This is a genomic window from Pseudoalteromonas sp. SR41-7 (assembly GCF_014163935.1).
Classification (GTDB): domain Bacteria; phylum Pseudomonadota; class Gammaproteobacteria; order Enterobacterales; family Alteromonadaceae; genus Pseudoalteromonas; species Pseudoalteromonas distincta.
Genome location: NZ_JACJEF010000005.1, coordinates 40,053 through 64,165, shown reverse-complemented (window position 1 = coordinate 64,165; position 24,113 = coordinate 40,053). Strand labels below are relative to the sequence as shown.

The window sequence follows — 24,113 nt, the reverse complement described above, 5'->3', positions numbered from 1 at the left end:
AAATAGTACTATTTTTGTCTATTTGAGTGTTTTTTTGAGCAATAACTCTATATCGGGGTATATATTACGTGGGCTTTATGACAAACATGTGAAATTGGGGTGTGAAAAACAAAAAACCCATTACAATTTTGCAATGGGTTTTGTTAACAAATAACTTAATGTGTTATTACTTACCTATTAAGACTTAAAACTTGTAGCTAATACCAACTTTAGCCTGCCAAGCTGATGAGCTAGTTTGGTATTGACTGTAGTTACGAACGTCAGCACCATTAAATTTGCCATCAATTATATAACGACCTTCATCATCTAACCCACCAAAATCATAAACAGCTTGATCAGAGAAACCTAAGCGTTTTTCAACACCCCAATCACTGTTTAGTAAGTTTGCGAAGTTATCAACCATGAAGTAAACCTCACCGCTGTGACCTTCAGCAAAACCTGGGATTTCTTGTTTGATACTTACATCCATCGTAGTAACCCAAGGTTGAGTACCTGAGTTACGGCCTAAAATTTCACCACGTTCTGAGATACCAGCACGATTTAGAAGCGTTTCTAATTCATTCCAAGATAAACCAGACTCATCCCAATTTACATTTGGATCATCAGCGCCAGTTGGAATGTAAGCTAGGTAAGCTGAGCTTGAGTAAAAGTCGCGTGTATCACCTAAGTCACTATCTTGATACATGCCCATAGTGTAGCTAAATGGACGGCCAGAGCGGCGTTCAAAATACACGTTAAACTTAGTTGCATAACCACTGAAAAATTCAGTGTTATACGCTAGGTTTATTTTAAAGCTGTGCTCTACTTCGTATGAACCACGATCTGCAAAGTCTTCATTACGGTTACGTGTAATGTTGTATTGGTAGTTACTTTGAGCACGAGAAGATGAACCCGATGAGGCCTCAGTTACGTCTTGGTGTGCATAACTTGCAGAAACATACAGGCCATTTTCAAATTCTTTTGCAATGCCGGTAGAAATAATGATTGAACGTCCATCGTCAGATGAATTAGTCATTGCAATATCAAAGTTATCAGCAAGGTCGCCAGTATAAATACTTTCGTTAATTACACGCTCACCATCAGCAGCAACACCAATTGGGTTTAAAGCAGTGTTATGCCATACAGCTTCGTTTTCTTTTTTATGGTAAGCAATTTCTGCTTGCCATTTGAAGCCTTCTCCAAGTAGTTCTGAGTCAAACTCGTATTCAAAACCAACTTGAGCTCTTATGCTCGATGGAAGCTCAAAATCAGGGTCAACATAGTTTGTGCTACCGGCACCTTGGACTAACGTGTCTTTAATAGCGTCAGGTACTTGCGTAATATCGGCTTGGTTATTGGCGTAATAATCATTAATAGCGCTTTGTGGTGCTTCAACAAATGTAATACCGTCATTTTGGAAAGAGTTATTGTACCAAACGTTTGGAATACCACCTTGGAATCGACCTATACCACCATTAATGGTTAATGCTTCAGTTGCATAATATTTAAAGCCAATACGCGGTAAAATTATATCCAAACCATCAAGATTCTCTTGATTGCTAAAGCCGTAAGTATTTAAAAAGTTTTCGTTTAAAGTTGGTTTATCGTCTGATGATAAACGCTCATAACGAACGCCAGCTGTTACTTCTAAATCATCACCAACATAAAAAGTATCTTCGATATAAAGTGCTAATTGGTTACGTGTCGCATCGTATGCAGTGTCATTTGGGTTATTTGTGTACGCGTTACTGTAAGAAAAGTCGTATGTACCTCTAAAGTTACCCACTTCACGGTTTGCAAAACCTTCGAAGTCATCAAATTCCCAAGAACCTAATGAGTTAGATGCAAATAAGTTATATAAATTTAGCGATTCATACTGCATACCAAAGTTAATTTCGTGCTCATCCATTAAGTAAGTGGCATCGAAAGTAAGCGTTAAGTTTTCAGTCGATGAGCTATTTGCATGGCGGAATTCATCTGTACCAAACTCATAAGCTGGACCACGGAAGTACTCTTCAACTTTCACAAAGCCAATATCAGAGTTAGTTAAGCTTCTTGATGATACATCTTTGTAAGCGATACCAATTTCAGTTGAGAAGTTTTCATTCCAGTCTGAATATAATTTTGTCGCAAAATTATTGAATTTAGTAGCGTAAGTATAACGGCTTGACGCTAAGCTTACTGTACTACCGCCAGTGCCGACATTTGTTTCGTCTTTATCGTCCTGCCATTGGTAAGTGAAATCTAAACGATGATCATCATTAATATTCCAACTTAATTTAACAAGCAATGATTCGTTTGTATCTTTAGGGTCACCACCTAGAGAATCGGTTAAGCCGTATTCATTATTTAAAATATTAATAAATTGGTTGTAGCTTTCTTCTGTTACATCATATTCATTCGTTGCACCAGAGCCTTCAAAACCGTAATCTAAATCAAGTTCACTTGTCCATTTGTTGTAGTTAACAAAGTAAAACAAAGTATCGTCGATTAATGGGCCGCCAACATTAAAGCCATAACGTTTCTCAGTTTGAATTGGTTCTACCTGATCAATAACGTATGTACGGTGTCCATCTTCATCTAAAACAGGGTTACCATCTGCATATACTTGAGAAATACTGTCTACATCACCTGCAATATCTGGCGTAGATATTTCATAAAAGCCAGAAAATTTAAACTCATTAGTACCTGATTTTGTTACTGCATTAATGGTACCGCCACCAAAGTTACCTTTAGAGGCTGAGAACGGAGATACATCAACAGAAATTTGCTCAATTGCATCAAGTGCTACAGGTGGTTGCGAAGTAGGGTAGCCACCGTAACTTAAACCAAAGTCATCATTTTGGCCAATACCGTCAACAGTTAAGCCGTTGGTACGCGGGTTACTACCTGCAAACGTTAGCTCACCACTACCATTAATGCTGGCGAGTGGGTTTAAACGCGCAATATCTTTAATGTCGCGGTTAAAGCTTGGCATATTTTCAATAGTGTCAGAGCCAAATGTACTGCTAGAGCCACCTGATTGCTGAACAATCTTATAACCAGACACTTCAATCTTTTCGATGTTTCGTGGAGCAAGCTGCGAGCTTAAACGGTAAGTTTCACCCAGATTTAGATAGATATTTTCAACAGTTGTATCGTTAAATTTATCAGAATCGATGATAACCATGTAAGGACCACCTACACGTAAGCCATTAGCGATAAACGTACCACTTTCGTTTGTAGTTAGCTCGCTAATAGTTCCCGTTGGTTGGTGAACTACTTTGATTTTAACGTTTGCAGCACTGCCACCTGAAGGCGTCGTAATTTTACCACGCATTGCAGATGAAGTATCAGCAGCCATTGCGCTTGTAGAAACACCTAGAGCTAAAATTACCGCTCCAGTTAATTTCGAAAGGCGAAGCTTAGTCATAATGTTGATTTCCCGTGTGTAGGTTATATAAATTTAATACTGTTTATTTATCAGTCGTCATTTTTAGTGCCGTATCTAACTCTTTTGCAGAAGGGTCAAATAAGGCGTTTAATAGTCCAGCTAGTCGAATACCCGCTTGTTGTAGGCGTGTTTTTACAATTGGAGTGTTGTTATAAATGTAGCTGTACCCAACTTCGTCGTTGGTGTACTTATAAATTTTTGTTGCTAAATTGTGTGATTCTTCAACCCAAGTTTTAGGTGAGCTTTGTAAATACTCAGCAATTAATTCGCTGTTATTTGTATCAATAAATTGAGCGTATTCAGTAAACGACAAGTTCTCGTTCTCAACTAACTTTGTATCCCAAAGGCTGTGAAGGTTTGTTTCTTCGTTAAAAAAAGAAACCTTAATACGGTTACCACCTCTGTCTTCACCTCGACCGGCATGAAAAGGTTGATGACTGTCGCCTACTAAATGCACTAAAAAACGTAAACTGAACTGTTTAGCATCTAAGGTGCTATTTTTATCGGTGAGCGTTTGCATTGAATAGTGAATACCCTCGAGGATATTACTTACGGATTCTTTGTTTTTAGTATGATCGTGATTGAAGCTGAAAGATTTTCCTGGGGCTGCATTAATGTAATGCCAACGAGATGATTTCTTTTGCCAAAAGTCGCCAGGAGCAGAGCGCATTTCATCAGGCCACGTTGATATTTGCGCAAGTGACTCACCATCTAAATAAGGTTTAATTGCTGCTTTAGTTGTTTCGCTTATATGAGATTGTGCAATCTGCCCTACAATACGGTGGCCATTTTGACCCCAAGCGTGTGAGTTAGTGCTTGTGAATATCGCACTAATCAAAAGCGCAGAAGATATCGAGTACTTTATATTGTTATGCATTAAAACTTCCTAAATGAATATTTCATGGGGTTGCTATAAGCTAATGCGGTCAATTGTCCTCATTTTTAATGTTGATAGGAAGGACTTATTAAAATTCATAATTTCTTATTCAATTACGTTTAAAATCAATCTCTTATATTTAATAGGTAAAATTACTTGTTGTAATAGGTAAGCGAAATTGTTCAAATACACTATATCGTCTATTTTTGGGTGGCATTGCTTTGAATTATAAAAATATTGTGTTGCACAAAATGTTAATTGTTACATTTTTGTTTCTATTGTTGGTCGTTACGTGGGTTTGCGGTCAAGTTAGTGTATACAATGATGATTTACATTTTCCGGTTATGATCGAAACCTCAACAGAGTGTCAAACAACTGCTACAAGTAATAAAGGCCAATTAATTGTTTTTACACAATCAAAAAAAATAGCCAAATTATTAACACAAAAGTTATGCTCTGATAACGTAGTAGCTAAGCAATATGGCTCGGTAAAAGGGTATTGGGGATATAGAACGGCAGATAGCTTTGAGTTTGTTGGTAAAGGAATTGCTGACCTAATTTTGGCTAAAAGTAATATTATGGCTGCATTTAAAGCGGAGTCGACCTATAACTACCAACCCGTAGTTGGTTTTTCTGACTACACGGCTTTTTTTATATCTTCTAAAGAAAAACCTCGAATTACTAAACAATATTTTTTAGATAAACGCATAGGTTTGCTTGATTATCCTACCAGCCGATCAGGGCATATTTTACCAAAGCAAATGTTTAAAGAACTGGATATAAATTTAGCTAATTTGAAAATCACTTATGCTAGTTCTCATAACGAATTACGCGATTTACTCGCCGACGGAAAAGTAGATATTATTGCTTCGTTTTGGAAAGAGAGTGACGAAAAACGTTTTTCAAAAAACTATATTACGCCTTTGAGTAATAATATTACTGGAACAAGATGGTATTTAAAAATGCAGCAAAACAATACTGATTTATTATGTGCAGTACAGGCAAATTTGCTTGATATGTCTAAAGATCAAAGTTTGCATTATTATCAAAATGCACAATCGTTTTGGAGTTGCGGTACTAGCTCAGTAAACTTAAAAGAGGAAGTTAGTGATGAGTAAATATAAACAACTACTTGTTTTACTATGCTTATTTTTAACTTTATCTTCTGTATTTTATATTTCTGTAATTCAAAAAAGCCAGCAAGTAACTAAACAAAAAATAACGCAGATAGAAAGGCAAATAGCACTCGACTTACCATTACTTGATTTATCAAATGAGCTGCTAAAGCATTCGGGGAATAAAGATGCGGTTAATAGCTACATTAAAACCTTAAATAGCTACATTAATTCGAACGATCTTAAAGTTGTTGCTATTGCACCAAAAGGCGAAATGCTAGCACCTGTAAACTTACACCAAATAACACGTAGTTTGAGCACTAATAACGGACCTGTATTAGTTGTATTTAACGTTCAGCAAACCCACTTTACATTAAGCCATTTTATTTACTATTTTATATTTTTAGTATTAAGTGTGTTGATTAGTTTTTGGGTAAAATTTGCATTTATTAAACAAAGTAATAAGCAGTTTAATAATGCACAGCATCAGTCAATTACAGAGCCTACGCCGCTGATGCTTATAGTTGACCTTAACGATAAAACACTATCAAGTAGTTGTAGTGCAGAGCAAAAAGTGGGTTTAGCCAATAAGCCATTATGCTTTTATTTAGCACTTGTAGAGTATTGTACAAATAACGATGATGTAGCGCTTAGTCATAATAAAGATGTACCTGAGGAGCTTCTAGAGCTCGCTAACAAGTATTTTTATAGGTTGGTAGAGCTTGGTCATACGGTTAGAAAAAGGCCTAATTTTAATAATAGCCTAGAAAAAACCTTGAGTGAGATACGTGCGGCATTAGATGAAGTACTTAGCGAGTGTCCTGAAGAAAAAGAGTTATATTACCCACCTAAAGCCTATGGAGAAGGCTCTCGTTCTCGTTTGCATAGTTATGGGCTGGCAAATATTAAAAAGGGTAATATTGAAATAAGAGGAAAGTAACTAGATTACTTTCCTCTTATTCTTAGAGGTTATTTAGGGGTAAACTCAGCCGCTTTGAGAGGGCTATTTTTTGAAATAAAGTCTTGAAGTGCTTTAGCATCTGTTTCGTCTGTACTTACAAAGCCTTTTTTATTTGTAAGTGCAGGATAACCATCACCGCCTGATGCGTTATAGCTATTTAGACTCATTCTGTATGTTTTATTTTTATTAAGCGGTTCGCCATTGATCAAAACATTAACCAACTGATTATTTTTACGCTCAAACGATATTTTATGGTATTGCAAATAAGCACCAGCATCCGGTGGGAAGCTCGTTACTGTATTTAAGTAATCCCATAAATCACTGCCTTGCCAATCCATATAAGTAATGCGGTTTTTAAAAGGATGTACTTTTAAAATATCTTTATAGCTTACTTTACCAGCCTCTATTGAGCTGCGAATACCACCGCCACTTATTAATCCAAAGTCTGCATTTACTACATCCATTTGAGCTTGAATAATTACACGTGCAAGGTTTGTTTGTTGGTAACGAACTTTGTTTCTGTCACCTTCTAAGCGAGCATCTACTTCACCAATGGTACCTTCAATTTGTTTAGCGCCTTTAGCTTGGTATACCGCTAAATAAGATTCAAGTTTAGGGTCTGGTTTAATGTACTCGTTTGCTAATACTGCTTTAGTAGAGCCATCAGCTTGAACTTTATCTACATACAAATTAACAGGCATGAGTTTGTAGTCTAGTAACGTTAATTTTCCGTTTTCAAGCTTAAACTCAGCTTTACCAACATACTTACCCCATTCATGGGCTTGCATAATGTAAGTACCGTTTTGCTGGTCTGGCTTACAGGCAAGGCCAGGTTTAAAGTTATCGTCATTTACATTTGTATCACTCATACACACAGGTTCTTGTGAGTGACCGCCAATGATCATATCAAGTGTGTTTGCAGGAAGTGAGCGAGCAAGTGTTACGTCACCTGGTGCATTAATGCCAAAGCTAGCATCAACATAATGACCCATATGAGTCAGCGCAATGGTAATGTCAGGGTTGTACTTAGCTTTTATTTCTTTAGCTAGTTCTGCAGTAACGTCAACAGGGTCTTTAAACTCTAAGTGGCCAATATACTGAGGATTACCAATTTTAGCTGTGTCTGTTGTTGTTAATCCAATAACAGCAATAGTTAAGCCATTTTTTTTGAATATTTTATAGCTATCAAACGCATGTTCGCCTGATTCTTTTTCAAATATATTGGCTGATAGAAAAGGAAAGTTCACCCATTTTTGCTGTTGCTTCAAAACATCAATAGGATTATCGAATTCGTGATTGCCTAATGCCATTGCATCATAACCAATCAGCGACATACCTTTAAAGTCAGGTTCTGCTTTTTGTAAATCTGACTCAGGAATACCGGTATTAATGTCACCACCAGAGAGAAGTAAAACGGCATGACCTTGCTTTTGGGCGTCATTACGTAAAGAGTCAATTAACGTTTTGCGAGCGGCCATACCGTATTCGCCTTTTTCGTTTTGCCAAAAACGGCCGTGATTATCATTAGTATGAAGAACAGTTAAATATTCAGTAGGAGTACTGTTAGAGGTTGATTCAGGAGCAGGAGATGTACATCCAAGTACACTAAAAATAATCGAAAATAAAATAATTATACGCATAAAATACCTATGGATTAAGGTCTACTTAATTTATCAAGCGGGTAGTTTAAACTAGTTTTATGCTAAAAAAACGTACTTATTGACATTTTATTTAGAAGGTACAGTTAATCGATTTGTGGCGGCACTTTCGCGACGCTTTAACTCTGCATCCGCATATTCCCGCTTAGTATGGTTTATACCTACCATCCACGTTAAAAAGCTCGCCGGTAGTTTTGTGTATGGTTCACCTTTGTGTAAACCAAAGTCGCAAATTGTTTGTTTAGTGTGTGGCATTGTTAATTCCTGTTGTTTGTGTTTTTTTTAAGGTAACAAATAAGTGACCACACTTTTAAGATGATTTAATTTTAAATAGTTAGATTTATATAGCAAAAAAGAATATAAATAATGGCATATGTAATTAATTTGTTATCAACACGGTCTTAATTGTATCAACTCACACTTTAGAATCGATTTTAATCGCCGATGGCATTAATGTGTTAACGCATTAACTAATTATTTAAAAAATATAACAACAGGAATAAAACATGAAAAAACTTTTACTTGGCTCAGCATTTGCTGCAGCAAGTTTTACAAGCACCGCTACTATAGTTGAAATGAACACGAGCCAAGGTGTCATAGAGATTAACTTGTTTGATCAACAAACCCCCAAAACAGTCGCAAATTTTTTAAGTTACGTTCAAGACGATTCATATAACGAAACAGTAATTCACCGCTCTGTTAGTAACTTTGTTATTCAAGGTGGTGGATTTACATTTTCTGATTCGCTAGATGCGATTACTACAAAGCCTGCTGTAGAAAATGAGCCCGTTTTTTCTAATGTTAAGGGCACCATTGCGATGGCTAAATTATCGGGTGATGCTAATAGCGCAACAAGTCAGTGGTTTTTTAATATTACAGACAATAGTGCAGCACTTGATACGCAAAATGGTGGCTTTACTGTGTTTGGACAAATTACTGCAGCAAGCCAATCAACGTTAGATAAAATTGCAGCGTTAGTACACTGTGGTGAAACACCCGTGGTTGATATTACTGCTGAGCAATGTGCAAGTACTGATGTAACAATTAGTAGTGCTAACTTAGTGACTATTCAAAATGTGGCGGTAATGGATGATGATCCTAATTCAGCAGCAGGCCTTACTGTTACTGAAAATACGTTAATTGATTCTGACACATCAACAGATTCTAGCAGCAGTTCTGGTGGCGGGTTAATTTGGCTTTTAGGTGCTTTTTTACTTGCGGTACCTCGTTTAAAACGTGCTAAATAATTAAAATTAACGTTAATGTGGATGGCCTAAACCAGCCGTCCACATTACTATTATTAAACTTTGCTATTTAAAATAGTACTCGCCAAACCATTGCTAGCCAAATTGAAAACACACAAACACAACCCAGTAAAAACACTTTAAAACGTGCGCGTACGTTGTTTTCACCTAAATGAATAACGCTATGCACAATACGTGTTGCTACAAATAAACAGGCCAGTATTGCCACAAGTGTACTGGCGCTATTTAGTTGCAGTGCAAGTAAACACCCCGCGTAAAAAAGCACTGGTATTTCAAACTGATTCGAAAAGTTTCTATCTGCCACCCTAATAGTGTCGCCAGCCTTATCTAACTGCATTGTTTTAAAATCACTTAAATCTAGTTGTTTATTTTTAGCTGCGGCAAAGCGCCTTTTACCCATAATGAGCATGACAACCAGTGAAAGCGTAACTTGTGCAAACATGGCAAGTATGATGATTTTTTCCATTGTTTTTCCTTATTATTTAGAATTTGCGTATTTTTTGATATTGAATGATTTTTAGTCTCGCAAGGTTGGCAGACTCCCAACTAATATCCAATTATGAAGACATTTTTCACAATGTGTTACACAAAATAGCGTTATTTTGTAGAAAGTTATTAATTGAAAATGTTAGTTTAGCTTAACTATATTGCTTTGAATTGGCGCACGCTATTTTGCGCAATACTTTTTAATGGAAAAAAAATGAAAAAGATTATTGGTTTTAGTGCCATCGCACTTGCAGTTTTAAGTGGTTGTTCAAATACGGCTTCGGTTTCAGTGGCGCCTCAGGCCTCTTTACTATCAGATACGTTAGTCGTAAGTCCTAACGATAACCGCGAATATAAAACACTTAAGCTGGCAAACGACATTGAAGTAATTTTAGTGTCAGATCCAGGTGCTGAAAAATCAGCAGCGGCACTAAGCGTTGGTGTTGGTTTACTGCACGACCCGATGTCGCAGCAAGGTATGGCGCATTATTTAGAGCACATGCTGTTTTTAGGCACAGATCGCTACCCAGACACAAAAGGGTATTCTGATTTTATGACCAAAAATGGTGGCGCGCACAATGCTTACACGTGGCTCGATATTACTAATTACATGTTTAAAATTAATAACGACGCGTTTGATGAAGGGCTAGACCGTTTTGCTGACTTTTTCAAAGCGCCTAAGTTATACCCAGAATACACAGACAAAGAAAAAAATGCAGTAAACGCAGAGTGGTCAATGCGCCGCGAAATGGACTTTTTTGGACAATTTAAACTCGCGCGTAAAATGATGGGTGATCACCCGGCTAATCGCTTTTTAATTGGTAACCTAGAAACCCTTGGCGATAAAGAAAACAGTTCACTTCATAAAGAAACGGTTGATTTTTATAATAAATACTACTCTTCAAATATTATGAAAGTTGCGCTTATTTCTAATTTGCCTATTGCTGAAATGGAGCAAAAAGCGCAAAAATACTTTGCTGACATAAAAAATAAAAATATCGAAAAACCAACAGTGACTGCAAAACTTGATTTTGATAACGCTGGCGGAAAACGCGTGTTTTATGCACCAAATGAAGATGTAAAACAGCTGCAACTTGATTTCACCATTGCTAATAATAATAGCGAATTTGCACTTAAACCAAACCGATTTGTAGCGTATTTACTAAGTAATGAAATGCCGGGCAGCCCAGCGCAACTTCTTCGTGATAAAGGATGGGTGTCTCAGCTTTCAGCTTCAGCTGCACCAAATCAATATGGCAACTATGGTTCGTTAAATGTAAATGTAGAGCTTACAGATGAAGGCATGAAAAATCGTGACGAAATAGTTGCGACTATTATGCAGTACATCGATTTAATTAAAAAAGAAGGCGTTGATAGCAAGTACTTCAACGAAATTCGTACTTCCCTTAATAACCAATTTAAGTTTTTAGAAAAAGGTGATGAATTTAATTATGTAAGCTCACTTACACAAAGTATGCAAGACTATCCGTTAAATCACGCTATTAATGCACCTTATTATTATGCAAAGTTTGACGCTGACGCTGTAAACAATGTACTTGAGCAGTTAAATGCCGACACCCTTCGTATTTGGTATGTATCGCAGCAAGAAGAGACAGACTCACAACTACACTTTTACGACGGTAAATACCGCATCAGTGACATTAGCGATGATGAAATTGCCAGCTGGAAAAAACCAAGCGAATTTAAGTTAGCACTACCAACAGTAAACAATTTATTGCCTGAAAATTTTGCAATAAAAACGCAAGCATTTAAAGAGCAAAAACACCCAGAACTTGCTTACGATAAAAGTGGTGTAAAAGTATGGCGCCAAGCAAGTCAAAAATTTGCAGAGCAGCCAAAAGGGCTTGTTGAAGTTTATATAAATACTCAACCCGGTTTGAACGATATTAAAGCAGAAGTCCTTTATTCTGTTTGGGCCGATTTATATAATATTCAACAAAGTCAGTTAAGTACCGAAGCAGCGATCGCCGGTATGAGTGTAAGCTTAGCACCGAGTAATGGCCTTGTTTTATCTATGAGTGGTTTTACAGATAAGCAAGATGTATTGCTTAAACAAGCTTTAACCGGCTTAAAAGCTGATGAAACAGCACAAGCATTTAACCAAGCCGTAGATCGTTTTAAACGTAATTTACTAAACCAACAAAAGCAGTTTCCGTATGCACAAGCATTTGGCGAGTATTCAAAACTAACGCGTACAGGTGGCTTTGATACAGATGCGCTTATTAAAGCCGCTGACTCACTGAGTGTTGCCGACTTAGCACAATTAAAAACAGCTACGTTTGCACAAAACGATTTACGTGTATTTAGTTACGGTAACTACGATCAGCAAGATATTGACGCGATTGCACAAGAGTTAAGTGCAACATTACCAAGTAATCATAAGCGCAGTGAATTTGCACGAAGCAAAGCGTGGTTGCCACAACCGGGCGAAACACTGGTACTGCAAAAAGATATCGATGTAGCCGATGTAGCGGTGGTTGATATGACCGTTCACCCTGTTGCGGGTTACAAACAAAAAGCAGAAGCAGCTGTATTACAAAGCCACTTTAGAACTGTTGCGTTTGATAAAATGCGTACTGAGGAGCAACTTGCATACGCAGTAGGTGCGTTAGCTCGCCCAATTGAAGATTACTCAGCAATTGGTTTGTATATTCAAACACCGGTTAAAGGACCAAAAGAAATACAAGCTCGTTTTGATAAGTTTAAAAAAGAATACGCAGTTGAACTTGATAACATGAGCGAAGAGACTTTTGAGCAGCTGAAAAACTCTACCCTTGTATCACTTAAAGAGCAGCCTAAAAACTTAAGTGACGAAATGAGCCCACTGATAAACGATTGGTATCGTGAAAACTTTACCTTTGATTCTAAGCAAAAGCTGATTGATGAAGTTGAAAAAGTAACGCTTGCAGATATAAAAGACTACTACAAGCAAACAATGCTTAACCCTAATGCTGCACGTTTAAATGTGCAATTACGCGGGACTAAGTTTATAGAAAGTGACTTTGCCGATTTACCTAATCAAACTAAAATCACAACGCTTGATGCCTATTACAATGGTATTAAACTACAAAAATAAGCTTTATCTATGTAGCTAAAAATAAACCCCAATGTATCACTACGTTGGGGTTTTTATTTAAGCAAATTTAAGCCATTATCAAAAAGCCTATAACAGCTAATGCCGCAGCAATCAGTGTATATGGCAATTGTGTAACGGCATGGCTCATTAAATTACAACCAGAACCTTGCGCTGCGAGTACGGTTGAATCTGAGTAAAAACACGCTTGGCTACCAAAAGAAGAAGCCGATAATAGCGCCCCAATGACTAGTGGTATGTTTGCATCAACCGCATTAGCCAGTGGCATAACAATGGGAATTGATACAGCAAAAATACCCCAGCTAGACCCCGTTGCAAACGCTAAAATAGCCATTGAAATAAATACCACGGCTGGTAAGTATGCAGCGGTCATATAAGGACTTAAGCTGCCAATAACAAACTGAGGCAAACCAATTAAGTCGCATACATCTTTAAATATAAACGCAGCTATAACAGTACCAATCGCGGGGATCATACTTTTAAAGCCATCAAGCATGCGTTCAATCATTTCACTTACACTCATTAATTTTTGTAGAGCATAAAACGGGAGAGTGACCGCCATTGTTGCTAATAAGCCTTTGTATACGTCTATTTCAAAGTAAACAGTAAATGCAACCAGTAAAATAATCGGCACCAAAAAGTTACGTAATTTACCTTTAGGATCAGCATCTTCAAAGTTCTCTTCTACGGCTTTTACCGCATATTCATCCGCTGTTTGAACGTCATTGTATTGAGCAGGGTCGACTTGAGCTTGCTCAATTTGTGCCATTTGCTCTGCTTTTTTCATTGGACCAATCGCAGGAATAATACCCAGCACAACAAGTAAAACAACAAGCACTGCAAACCACGCATAAAACATGTACGGTATGGCTTGGATATAAACTGCAATCCCTTTGCCTTCTTCTGCAATACCGTTATCTACAAGTAAGCCACCAAAAAAAACCGCCCAGGTAGATAAAGGGACAAGTACACAAATTGGTGCGGCAGTAGAGTCTACAACATAGGCAAGCATCTCACGGCTCACTTTAAATTTATCGGTAATGCGTTTCATGGTTTCACCCACGGTAAGCGCATTTAAGTAGTCATCAATAAAAATAACTACACCCAAACAAAAGGTCATAAACAAAGATGAGCGTTTACCTTTAGTGTATTTAAGGGCTAACTTGCCAAAAGCCGATGCGCCACCTGTGCGCACTAATAGCGCGATTAAAGCACCGAAGCCACCACATACAAGTATTAGCCAGCCGATGGTTTCGTCTGTCATCACTTTTAGCGATGTACTCGCAAAGTTAGTAAGTACCTGTGCAGGATCGGCGATAACTAAACCAACTAAAGCACCAATAAGTAAAGATAAAATAGGGCGGCGTAATACAACAGCCAATACAACTACCACCAAAGGTGGCAGTAAACTTAACGCAGAAGGTTCAAGCATTTAAGTATTCACAAAATTAAAAGCATGTATAAAAATTACAATAGTATTAATTTTTAAACTGCTTATACAAAAACAAAGAAGATGATAAGTTTGTTGTAAAATCATCTTCCAAGTCACTGCTTTTGTACGCGAGGGAGAGACACATAAACAGTTATGTTAAATAGCGGCTTAAGTGAAACGCGTTGGCTTTGGCGCCAGACGGTGCAAGGAGTGCAAACCGCTATTGTTGTGCCTGTAAAAACATCGGCGCAAAAATAATCTGCTTTTTAATTTCAGTCAACAAAAAGTTACATGCAAAACAAAGTTTTTTAGAGGAGCTTACATTGAACGCTGTATTTAAAACAAATCGATTGTTGTTGCGCCATGCAAATGAGCTTGATGCAGCTATTTTACTTAAGCTAGTTAATCAGGCGAGTTTCATAGAGCATATTGGTGATAAAGCAATCTATACCCTTGATGATGCCAAGTCGTACATTATAGGGCCTGTTTATCTTTCGAGGTTAAATTTGCAGCAGTATGTTTGGTATTTAGGCAAGGCAGAGCCTATGTAGTGTGGTTATTCCCCATAAATAGGCAATAACACAGCATAAATGCCAAACATGCGCTGCCCGAAGGGTTCTACCTAGGGGCAATTAACTCTTTGTTGCTCGGTTTTTACTTAGCCCACTAGGTTATAAACCTCACGCCGCGATTAAATCGCCCCTAGATTGAACAAATTTTAATCCTGAAAGGTCAACAGGCCCTAGTCATTTATTGCTTCTCATGTACGCCAAGGCTTTGGGCCTTACATTATTACTTTGCATAATGCTGTAGTGGTTGGCGTTGTTGGGTTTTATAAACGCGCCGCGTTACTGCAACCTGATTTAGGTTTTGCACTTGTAAGCGGTTTTGAAAAAAAGGGTTATGTTTTTGAAGCGGCCAGCGCACTTTTGCAATATAAGCATGAATTTGGAATTACAAAACTGTGTGGAATAACATCACCAGATAATAGAGCATCGCAGAATGTGTTGTTAAAATTGGGCTTTAAAATAAAGGGCAAGGCGGTTATCAATGATGATAAAACCGCCGTGATTATATTGTCACTTAACGATTAAAGTCTTGCTTGTTCTATTTGTTTTGCAACATTTAGGTTTATATTTAGCCATGTTGCTTCAAGTGTCGAAACCAGGCCATCATAGCCATCATCATCAATAGGGACCAATTGCGAAAAATTATTAATACTTATAAGGCGTCGGCCTGTTTCAGGGTGTGTGTAATATAAACGCCAAAGCCCAGAAATATCAGCGTTACCTTGCATATCGCCATTAAAGTGGTGAATTTCGTATTCAAGCTCATAAAACGTTTGTTGATCAAGTTCAGTAATGACCGGTAAGCCTTTTATTACCATCCAGTTGGGCATAGCATTAAAAAGTGTTTGCTGGGCTGTTGCAGTAAGCATTACATCCGGCGATTCGCCCCACAGGTTATAATTTGCAGCATGAATTTGGTTGCTATCTATTTTCATAGCAATGCCCAAATTATTTAAAGCGCCTCTAAGTACAACAGTTTGTATTCTTAGTTGCGCATCTGTATCTGCAACTTTTCGAGACGATGCACCTATAGGCTGCTCAAACTGGTAATACTGTGTCGCAGTTTGTATTGATGAACTACAACCTGCCAATAGTAATAATAAACTTGCAGTTAAAAATAACGATTTCATTATTGCTTCCTTGGTTTTGGATCTGCTGGTAATGATTTATCAAAAATTAGCATATTAGGTTGCTCGTTTAATCCGCGAGTTAGAGGCTGTAGGCCCTCACTTAAACGTTTAAACTCTTTTAATGTTTGCTGTATTTGATGATGAAGTTCAGAACCGGCTTGGTAACTGGCCATGGTTTTATCAAATTGGCGCATAGTGACTTCAAACTGCTCCATGCTTTTTGTCATCTTTTCGAAATTACGGTTAAAGTCGCCAGGTAAGTTTTGTGTATCTTTTTGGCTTAGCAGCTCTCGCATTTCATTAGCAAGCGCTCGGTAATCGGTAAATGTAGCTTGCATTTGTGCCAAGCTATCTTCAACTTTTAAGTTATTTACCTTATTAAGTACGTCAGAAACTTGATCTGCTAATACAGTTATACCGCTTGAAATACTCGGAAAAACATCATACTGCACAAGTTTACCTAGGTGCGCTTCTGGCGCGTCGGGGTATATATCAAAATCTACATACACAGCACCCGTTAATAAATTACCAGGCTTTAACGAGGCGCGCATCCCACTTTCAATCCAGCCCTTTAAACTGCCTTGCCAATACTCTTTTGCTGAAGCACTGTCATGATACAAGCGTCCGTATTCTACTTTTATAAGCACTGGAACCGCCGTATTATGGTTTCTAAAGTGGGCAGGTTTACCGTCAATAATTACATTGGCAGGGGTTTCAACAACAGTACCTACACGCATACCTCTGTATTCGACAGGTGCACCTGTGCGTAGTCCTCGAACTGATTGTTCAAATTCAATTAGGTAGTAATCAAAATCATAAAAGCGCTCTTCTAACGCCTCTTTATAGCTTTGGCTTAATGAAAAGCTATGCCCATCTTGTGCTATTTCACCCGGGGCCTGTTGTTCAGGTAAACCAACCGAAATACCGCCTTTTAGTAGTTTGCTTAAAGAGCCTGTATTAATATTGATACCATCGGCAGATAGGTCAATTTCAATTCCTGCGTTCACCCAAAATATTGAGTTCATGGTGATCAGATTTTGATAAGGGGCTTTAATAAATACGCCATACTTCATTGCTTGGTTTTCCCAATCAAAAGTGGCGGTTTCTATTTGCCCTATTTTATAATTTTTGAAGAATATACCGGTGCTTACATCAAGTACTTCAGCGTTGTAACTCATTAATTTAAAACGACCACCTTTCACATCTTTACCAATGAGGGCGGGTTCATCTTGTAACTTAAAACGCTCTTTTAGTTCTTTACTTTCACCGGGTGAAAACTCTAAATATACACCAGACAATAACGTACTCATCCCGCTAATACCTGTTTCATCAATGCGTGGTTTTACGACCCAAATTTTGGCATCGTCAGTCAGTAGCTCGTTGTAATTTTTATCTATTTGCGCGCGAGCAATTACGCTGTCTTGCGTGTCGGATAGCCGAACATGATCAATTTGACCTATTTTTACACTGCGCACTTTTATTTCAGTCTTACCTGCAATAATACCTTCTGCTTGCGGCATTTCGATAAAAATAGTAGGGCCTTTATTAGCTTGGTATTGGTATAACATCCACATGCCCACTAACAGCGCAATTGCCGGAATGATCCAGATAGCGGAAATTTTCGGTTCTTTTGTTATTTCGGCGGTTTCGGTCATGCTTTGTTCTCTGATTTTTTGTTTTTAGGGGAATCCCACAATAAGCGTGGGTCAAAGGCATGGGCAGCCATCATTTGGCATATTACCATAACTGTAAAAAATACAATGCCTAATCCTGGCGTTACTGACATTAAATTACCCAGTTGGACTAAGGCCACTAAAATAGCAACCACGAATACATCTATCATCGACCATTTACCAATAAACTCAGTCAGTTGATAAATTCGGGTGTAACTTTTTGTATGTTTATTGGCAGGCCTTGCAACCATAAAGCATAAAAAGCTCAATACAAAAGCTTTAGCAAGTGGCACCACAACGCTGGCTAAAAATATAATAGCGGCAATAGGGTAGGAGCCACTTTTCCAAAGAGTAATAACACCACCAATTAAAGTCGAAGGGGATTCATCCCCAAGGCTAGTGGTGTGCATAATAGGTAAAACATTTGCTGGAATATAACAAACAACAGAAGTAATTAGCCAGGCTGCTGCTTTTTGTACGCTATAAGGGTTTCTGACGTGTGTTTTTGTATGGCAACGCTGGCAAATATTACCGGTACATAGTTGATGGCACACATGGCAGGCTTTAATATTTTCATCTATTGCACGTTTAGCATGCTCTGCGCCTTCGAGTACTTTTACAGGCTTTATTTGAGCCCATAAGCGTGGGCGATTTAAGTGAACAAGTGCAGCTATGTATAAAATAACAAACCCCACATAAGCCCAAAAACTCGTGCCGAAGCTAATATCAGCCAGCGACATGATTTTAACCATACTAACAAGTACGCCAATTAAAAATATTTCCGACATAATCCAAGGCTCTAACGCCAAAGTGAACTTTAGTAGTCGCCTTGCAATGCTCTCTGGTAATGCTTTTAAAAGCCCAAGATGCAAAGGAATTAAAATAACAAGCAAACCCATGGGCAGGGCAATAATGCTCAAATCAATAAATAAGCCAAGTAGCTCACTATCATAATTAAACAAAATTCGAGCCGCGTCGGGCAGTGTAATAGTTTGAGTTATACCGCTACTACTAAATGAAATAAAAGGGTAAAACATACTGCTGAGCAACATTAATAGTGCGCTAAAGCTTAGTGCAACTATGCGACTGTCGTGATTAACATCGGCTTCGCAAAGTTTATGGTGACAATGTGGGCATATCGCCATTTGTTTTGCGATTATGCGAGGTATATCTATGATCAGATCGCAGCAGGGGCAGACAGTTTGCAATTTAATACCAAGCAAGAAGAATATTTCTTCAATTTTGCTATATTTAATACATTAATACAACGCGTTCTGCCATCAAGCTGCTCGTTATATAAAGGAAGCGTGTGAAATATTATTTGTACTGCATACTAATGTGGCTCTTTATTTGTTCGCAAAATGCTGTGGCTATTAATAAAGAGCGAGAAGTAATTATCTCCGCGAGCGCATCAATTCCGCCCTATGTTTTTGAAAAAACAGACTCGGGTATACACCTAGGTTTAATCAAAGCCGCGTTAAAGGCTAATGGATTTGCCAATATTAATGTGCAATATATGTCGAATAAACGCGCTGAGCATCAATTGCATAATAAAGGAGTAGATATACTTTTAAATTATGCAGGAGGAAGTAGTCCATGTATTTACCCAAGTAAACCTGTACTTAGTTATGAAAATGTAGCCATCACACTCAAGCGAAATAAATATAATATTGATGAAATAGAAGGCATGTTTAATAAAAACGTCCTTGCTTTTCAAAATGCAACTGCATATCTGCCTTCTATATTTAAAAGTAATGTTAAACACTTTAGCTCATATCAAGAGGTTATTAATCAAAAGGCGCAGGTAGATAAGCTGTTAAAAGGTTGGGTGGATGTAATTGTGTTAGATAAGCGTATTTTTTACTATTACTACAATCAACATAAATCACCCGAAGCTGTGCAAATTTACACTTTATTTCCAAAAGCAGAGCGACCTGCTTATTTTAATAACCTCTCTTTAGCTACTGAGTTTGATATAGGTTTGGCGCTCATCAAGCAAAACGGTACTTATAAAAGAATTGTTGATGAAGGCCAAACCCATTCATCAATCAAATAACGCCACTGTTTGACGTGTAAGCGCTATTAGCTCACCGGATTGTGACCATATACAGCCATCTTCTAAACCGTAACCATCTTTTGAGTGATGAGTGATTGCTTCAAAGCCAAGCCATTCGCCAGGTGATAAGTTTGGCTCTTGTACAAACTCTAAATACCATGACATGCTACTAGCTGGAGCGGGTTGTTTAAACATTTGTAATAACGTAGGTGGCCATGCATCTGTTAATGCAATTACATGCGCTTCAGTTATTTGTTCGGGCGTATGTTTAAAGCGCATCCATCCCCCTAAGTGAGACGTTTCTGCGCTGCTAAATGGCATGGCACCTTGTTGAGGGCATAAATCAACATGTTGAAAAAATTCAGGCATCTGGCCTTTAATAAAAGGTAGAGTATGGCGCTCGTCTACCGGTTTTAACCCTAAAGACTTTGAAACAGGCACATTTACACCCGACTCTCTACTTTTAGCAAAACACGCTTGTACAATTACACACACTTGTTCATTTTGAATGGCTTTGGCGAGTACCTGTGTGCTGCTTTTACCTTGTCGTAATATTTCTACCGATAACGAAAAAGGAGTATCAGCTAGTAATGGCCCTACAAAATTTGTACTGAGTGAGAGTAGGCGACGATCATTGGATACTTTTCCTCTGATAGCTTGATACAACAGTGCGGCTGAGAGCCCACCAAAAGCAGTTCTGCCTTGGCACCAGTTTTCTGGAAATTGCATTGTGCTAGTTAATTGTTCGGTATTGTCTGAACTTCCAATTTTTGCAGCTTGGAGAAGTAATTGTTCAAAATGCATGAAGATGTCCTTTTATAGTGCGATTTAATAAATTTATAACACAACCAAACTAGTCAGACCAGTAATTAAAAACGTCTCTGGCGGTGCAAAAATCACCATTCCTTACAATTATTAGGGTTATTTTGTAAATAAATCACAAAAATTGGATTTTTTTTCATTTTTACAGTTGAAATAAGTTTGGCGCATCCCTATTTACTATGTCATCGAACGTATTAACGAATATTGAAGTTGGAGAAGTTTCATGGGTAAAATTATTGGAATCGATTTAGGTACTACAAACTCTTGTGTTGCAGTACTTGATGGTGGCAAAGCACGTGTTATTGAAAACGCGGAAGGCGATCGCACAACCCCGTCTATTATTGCTTACACGCAAGACGGCGAAACATTAGTAGGTCAATCTGCTAAGCGTCAAGCGGTTACTAACCCGACAAACACATTATTTGCAATCAAGCGTTTAATTGGTCGTCGTTTTGAAGACGAAGAAGTACAACGCGATATCGGCATTATGCCGTTTAAAATCATCAAAGCTGATAACGGCGATGCATGGGTAGAAGCGGGTGGCGAAAAACGCGCTGCACCACAAATTTCTGCTGAAGTACTGAAAAAAATGAAGAAAACGGCAGAGGACTTCTTAGGTGAAGAAGTAACTGAAGCTGTAATCACAGTACCTGCATACTTTAACGATTCACAACGTCAAGCAACGAAAGATGCTGGCCGTATTGCGGGTCTTGAAGTTAAACGTATTATCAATGAGCCAACTGCTGCGGCACTTGCTTACGGTATGGATAAAAACCGTGGCGAAAACATCGTTGCAGTATATGACTTAGGTGGCGGTACTTTCGATTTATCAATCATTGAAATTGATGAAGTTGAAGGCGAGCACACTTTTGAAGTACTTGCTACAAACGGTGATACTCACTTAGGTGGTGAAGATTTCGATAACCGTGTAATCAACTACTTAGTAGCTGAATTCAAGAAAGATCAAGGTTTAGACTTAAAAACTGATCCTCTTGCAATGCAACGTGTTAAAGAAGCTGCTGAAAAAGCAAAAATTGAACTGTCATCTGCACAATCAACTGAAGTAAACCTTCCGTATGTAACTGCTGATGCATCTGGTCCTAAGCACATGAACGTGAAACTAACACGTGCTAAGCTTGAATCACTAGTTGAAGATTTAGTAACTAAATCTCTAGAGCCACTTAAACGTGCACTTGCTGATGCTGATTTATCAGTAAGCGACATCAACGATATTATTCTTGTTGGTGGCCAAACACGTATGCCTTTAGTACAAAAAACAGTTGCTGATTTCTTCGGTAAAGAACCACGTAAAGACGTAAACCCTGATGAAGCAGTTGCAGTAGGCGCAGCGATTCAAGGTGGTGTACTTGCTGGTGACGTCAAAGATGTACTATTACTAGACGTTTCTCCATTATCTCTTGGTATTGAGACAATGGGTTCAGTAATGACAGCATTAATTGAGAAAAACACGACGATTCCTACTAAGAAATCGCAAACATTCTCAACAGCTGAAGATAACCAATCTGCTGTAACAATTCACGTGTTACAAGGTGAGCGTAAACGTTCAAGCGACAATAAATCTCTAGGTCAATTTAACCTAGAAGGTATTCGCCCAGCACAACGTGGTACACCGCAAATCGAAGTAACATTCGATGTTGATGCCGATGGTATCTTACATGTATCTGCAAAAGATAAAGATACAGGTAAAGAGCAAAAAATCACAATTCAAGCATCTTCAGGCCTAAGCGATGAAGAAGTTGAAAAAATGGTTCGTGATGCAGAAGCACATGCTGAAGACGATAAAAAGTTTGAAGAACTTGTAGCTGCTCGTAACCAAGCTGATGCTCTAGTACACGGTACTCGTAAGCAAATTGAAGAAGCTGGCGATGCATTACCAAGCGAAGACAAAGAAGCGATTGAAGCGGCTGTTGTAGATTTAGAAGCTGCTATTAAGAGCGACAACAAAGAAGAGATTGAAGCTAAAACTCAAGCTCTTGCTGAAAAGTCTCAAAAACTAATGGAAATTGCACAAGCGAAAGCACAGCAAGGTTCAGCAGATGCAGGCGAGCAACAGCAATCAGCTAAGCAAGACGACGACGTTGTTGATGCAGAGTTCGAAGAAGTGAAAGACGACAAGTAATTGTTGCTAACGCTTCTCGCTAGCCAAAAACACTTAACTCAATCGAGTGTTTAGGTTAGGATGAACAATTGAGGCGCGCGAGCAATAGCTTGTCGCGCCTTTTGCATGTATTTAAGGTTTGAAAATTCAATGATAAATCGATGCGATTTATCGGTTTATCCAGCAGCTCACGCTGCAAACAGAAAAGAGTAGTGTGATAGATATGTCAAAACGCGATTATTACGAAGCCCTCGGCGTAAGCAAAGATGCGAGTGAGCGAGACATAAAAAAAGCGTATAAACGCTTAGCGATGAAATATCATCCAGATCGTACCGCAGGCGATAAAGAGCTTGAAACTAAATTTAAAGAAGTTAAAGAAGCTTACGAGATTTTAACCGATCCTCAAAAACGCCAAATGTATGACCAACATGGTCACGCGGCATTTGAGCAAGGCGGTGGCGGTGGTCATGGCGGCTTTGGTGGCGGTCATGGCGATTTTGGTGATGTATTTGGTGACGTATTTGGCGATATTTTTGGTGGCGGCGGTGGTCGACGTCAATCTCGTCAACAACGTGGTTCTGACTTACGTTACAATATGGACTTGAGCTTAGAAGAAGCGGTTCGTGGTAAAGAAGTTGAAATCAAAGTACCAACATGGGTGGGTTGTGAGCCATGTGATGGCAGTGGTGCTAAAGCAGGTTCTAAGCCTAAAACATGTACTACGTGTCATGGTGCTGGCCAAGTACAAATGCGCCAAGGTTTCTTTGCTGTTCAGCAAACGTGTCCAACGTGTCAGGGACAAGGTCAGATTATTTCAGACCCTTGTAACAAATGTCATGGTCAAGGCCGCGTAGAAAAAACTAAAACGCTTTCAGTTAAAATTCCAGCTGGCGTTGATACTGGAGACCGTATCCGCTTAACTGGTGAAGGTGAAGCCGGAATGCACGGCGCGCCATCTGGCGACTTGTACGTGCAAGTATCTGTTCGCGAACATGAAATATTTGTGCGTGAAGCAAATAATTTATACTGTGAAGTACCAATTAGCTTTACAACAGCAGGTCTTGGTGGCGAAATTCAGGTGCCAACACTTGATGGTCGTGCAAAACTTAAAATACCTTCTGAAACGCAAACGGGCAAAATGTTCCGTATGCGTGGCAAAGGCGTTAAGTCTGTTCGAAGTGGTGCCCAAGGCGATCTAATTTGTAAGGTAGTAATCGAAACGCCAGTTAATTTAAACGAGCGTCAACGTGAACTACTGCAAGAGTTAGATGAAAGTATGGGTACAGATAGCTCGAAAAATCGTCCTAAAGAGCAAGGCTTTTTTGACGGTGTTAAAAAGTTTTTTGATGATTTGACCAAGTAAATTTAAATTATTATTAATAATGAAACGGCGCTTTTTAGCGTCGTTTTTTTTGCTTTAAAT

The 24,113-nt window shown here is 38.4% G+C and carries 19 protein-coding genes; 9 read left to right on the top strand and 10 right to left on the bottom strand.

Annotated features, from left to right (window positions below):
• Positions 1-184: 184 nt before the first annotated feature.
• Entirely contained in the window at positions 185-3,391 is a 3,207-nt protein-coding gene (locus tag H5092_RS08260) for a TonB-dependent receptor (protein ID WP_182733293.1), read from the bottom strand.
• 43 nt (positions 3,392-3,434) lie between these two features.
• Entirely contained in the window at positions 3,435-4,289 is an 855-nt protein-coding gene (locus tag H5092_RS08255) for a S1/P1 nuclease (protein ID WP_024594577.1), read from the bottom strand.
• Positions 4,290-4,540: 251 nt separating this feature from the next.
• Between H5092_RS08255 and H5092_RS08250 the strand changes: the two genes are divergently transcribed.
• Together H5092_RS08250 and H5092_RS08245 are read left to right on the top strand one after the other, a co-directional pair.
• A complete protein-coding gene (locus H5092_RS08250) occupies positions 4,541-5,407 on the top strand; it encodes a hypothetical protein (protein WP_182712369.1) in 867 nt (288 codons plus the stop codon).
• The gene (locus tag H5092_RS08245; protein ID WP_024594579.1) at positions 5,400-6,344 is read left to right on the top strand and encodes a hypothetical protein; all 945 of its coding nucleotides are present in this window, start codon (positions 5,400-5,402) and stop codon (positions 6,342-6,344) included. Before H5092_RS08250 ends, H5092_RS08245 begins: the two co-directional genes overlap by 8 nt.
• 29 nt (positions 6,345-6,373) lie before the next feature.
• Here the strand turns inward: H5092_RS08245 and ushA are convergent, their stop codons facing one another.
• Complete coding sequence (ushA, locus tag H5092_RS08240) at positions 6,374-8,005, bottom strand: bifunctional UDP-sugar hydrolase/5'-nucleotidase UshA (RefSeq protein WP_182716350.1); 1,632 nt, start codon at positions 8,003-8,005, stop codon at positions 6,374-6,376.
• A gap of 87 nt (positions 8,006-8,092) precedes the next feature.
• On the bottom strand, positions 8,093-8,278 hold the full coding sequence (locus H5092_RS08235; RefSeq protein ID WP_024594581.1) for a hypothetical protein: 186 nt from the start codon (positions 8,276-8,278) through the stop codon (positions 8,093-8,095).
• Positions 8,279-8,529: 251 nt separating this feature from the next.
• On the opposite strand from H5092_RS08235, the gene H5092_RS08230 reads away from it, so the two are divergent.
• Positions 8,530-9,270 carry a peptidylprolyl isomerase gene (locus H5092_RS08230; RefSeq protein WP_182716351.1) on the top strand — a complete coding sequence of 247 codons (741 nt, stop codon included), beginning with the start codon at positions 8,530-8,532 and terminating at the stop codon, positions 9,268-9,270.
• 67 nt (positions 9,271-9,337) lie between these two features.
• On the opposite strand, the gene H5092_RS08225 is transcribed toward H5092_RS08230, so the two are convergent.
• On the bottom strand, positions 9,338-9,754 hold the full coding sequence (locus H5092_RS08225) for an MAPEG family protein (RefSeq protein WP_024594583.1): 417 nt from the start codon (positions 9,752-9,754) through the stop codon (positions 9,338-9,340).
• 234 nt (positions 9,755-9,988) lie between these two features.
• Between H5092_RS08225 and H5092_RS08220 the strand changes: the two genes are divergently transcribed.
• Positions 9,989-12,871 (top strand): insulinase family protein, encoded by a 2,883-nt coding sequence (locus tag H5092_RS08220; RefSeq protein WP_182733292.1) that lies wholly within the window; start codon positions 9,989-9,991, stop codon positions 12,869-12,871.
• A gap of 67 nt (positions 12,872-12,938) precedes the next feature.
• Here the strand turns inward: H5092_RS08220 and H5092_RS08215 are convergent, their stop codons facing one another.
• The gene (locus H5092_RS08215) at positions 12,939-14,321 is read right to left on the bottom strand and encodes a Na+/H+ antiporter NhaC family protein (RefSeq protein ID WP_024604188.1); all 1,383 of its coding nucleotides are present in this window, start codon (positions 14,319-14,321) and stop codon (positions 12,939-12,941) included.
• Positions 14,322-14,644: 323 nt separating this feature from the next.
• On the opposite strand from H5092_RS08215, the gene H5092_RS08210 reads away from it, so the two are divergent.
• Positions 14,645-14,872, top strand: a complete 228-nt coding sequence (locus H5092_RS08210; protein ID WP_370626123.1) for a hypothetical protein — start codon at positions 14,645-14,647, stop codon at positions 14,870-14,872.
• Positions 14,873-15,073: 201 nt separating this feature from the next.
• Positions 15,074-15,415 carry a GNAT family N-acetyltransferase gene (locus H5092_RS08205; protein WP_310736009.1) on the top strand — a complete coding sequence of 114 codons (342 nt, stop codon included), beginning with the start codon at positions 15,074-15,076 and terminating at the stop codon, positions 15,413-15,415.
• On the opposite strand, the gene H5092_RS08200 is transcribed toward H5092_RS08205, so the two are convergent.
• From H5092_RS08200 to H5092_RS08190, 3 genes are read right to left on the bottom strand one after another with little or no spacing between them, the layout of a single operon-like run.
• The gene (locus H5092_RS08200) at positions 15,412-16,020 is read right to left on the bottom strand and encodes a PqiC family protein (protein ID WP_182733291.1); all 609 of its coding nucleotides are present in this window, start codon (positions 16,018-16,020) and stop codon (positions 15,412-15,414) included. The genes H5092_RS08205 and H5092_RS08200 overlap by 4 nt on opposite strands.
• Positions 16,020-17,675 (bottom strand): intermembrane transport protein PqiB, encoded by a 1,656-nt coding sequence (pqiB, locus tag H5092_RS08195; protein WP_002959056.1) that lies wholly within the window; start codon positions 17,673-17,675, stop codon positions 16,020-16,022. Before pqiB ends, H5092_RS08200 begins: the two co-directional genes overlap by 1 nt.
• A complete protein-coding gene (locus tag H5092_RS08190; protein WP_259398378.1) occupies positions 17,672-18,838 on the bottom strand; it encodes a paraquat-inducible protein A in 1,167 nt (388 codons plus the stop codon). The genes pqiB and H5092_RS08190 overlap by 4 nt, the downstream gene beginning before the upstream one ends.
• 164 nt (positions 18,839-19,002) lie before the next feature.
• Between H5092_RS08190 and H5092_RS08185 the strand changes: the two genes are divergently transcribed.
• Positions 19,003-19,749, top strand: coding sequence for an ABC transporter substrate-binding protein (locus H5092_RS08185; RefSeq protein WP_182716356.1), 747 nt, complete (start codon positions 19,003-19,005; stop codon positions 19,747-19,749).
• Here the strand turns inward: H5092_RS08185 and H5092_RS08180 are convergent.
• Positions 19,738-20,553, bottom strand: coding sequence for a thioesterase family protein (locus tag H5092_RS08180; RefSeq protein ID WP_024595563.1), 816 nt, complete (start codon positions 20,551-20,553; stop codon positions 19,738-19,740). The genes H5092_RS08185 and H5092_RS08180 overlap by 12 nt on opposite strands.
• 241 nt (positions 20,554-20,794) lie before the next feature.
• On the opposite strand from H5092_RS08180, the gene dnaK reads away from it, so the two are divergent.
• Both dnaK and dnaJ read left to right on the top strand, forming a co-directional pair.
• A complete protein-coding gene (gene dnaK, locus H5092_RS08175; protein WP_002959064.1) occupies positions 20,795-22,711 on the top strand; it encodes a molecular chaperone DnaK in 1,917 nt (638 codons plus the stop codon).
• A 202-nt stretch (positions 22,712-22,913) separates the two neighbouring features.
• Positions 22,914-24,053, top strand: coding sequence for a molecular chaperone DnaJ (gene dnaJ, locus H5092_RS08170; RefSeq protein WP_002959065.1), 1,140 nt, complete (start codon positions 22,914-22,916; stop codon positions 24,051-24,053).
• Positions 24,054-24,113: the final 60 nt, after the last annotated feature.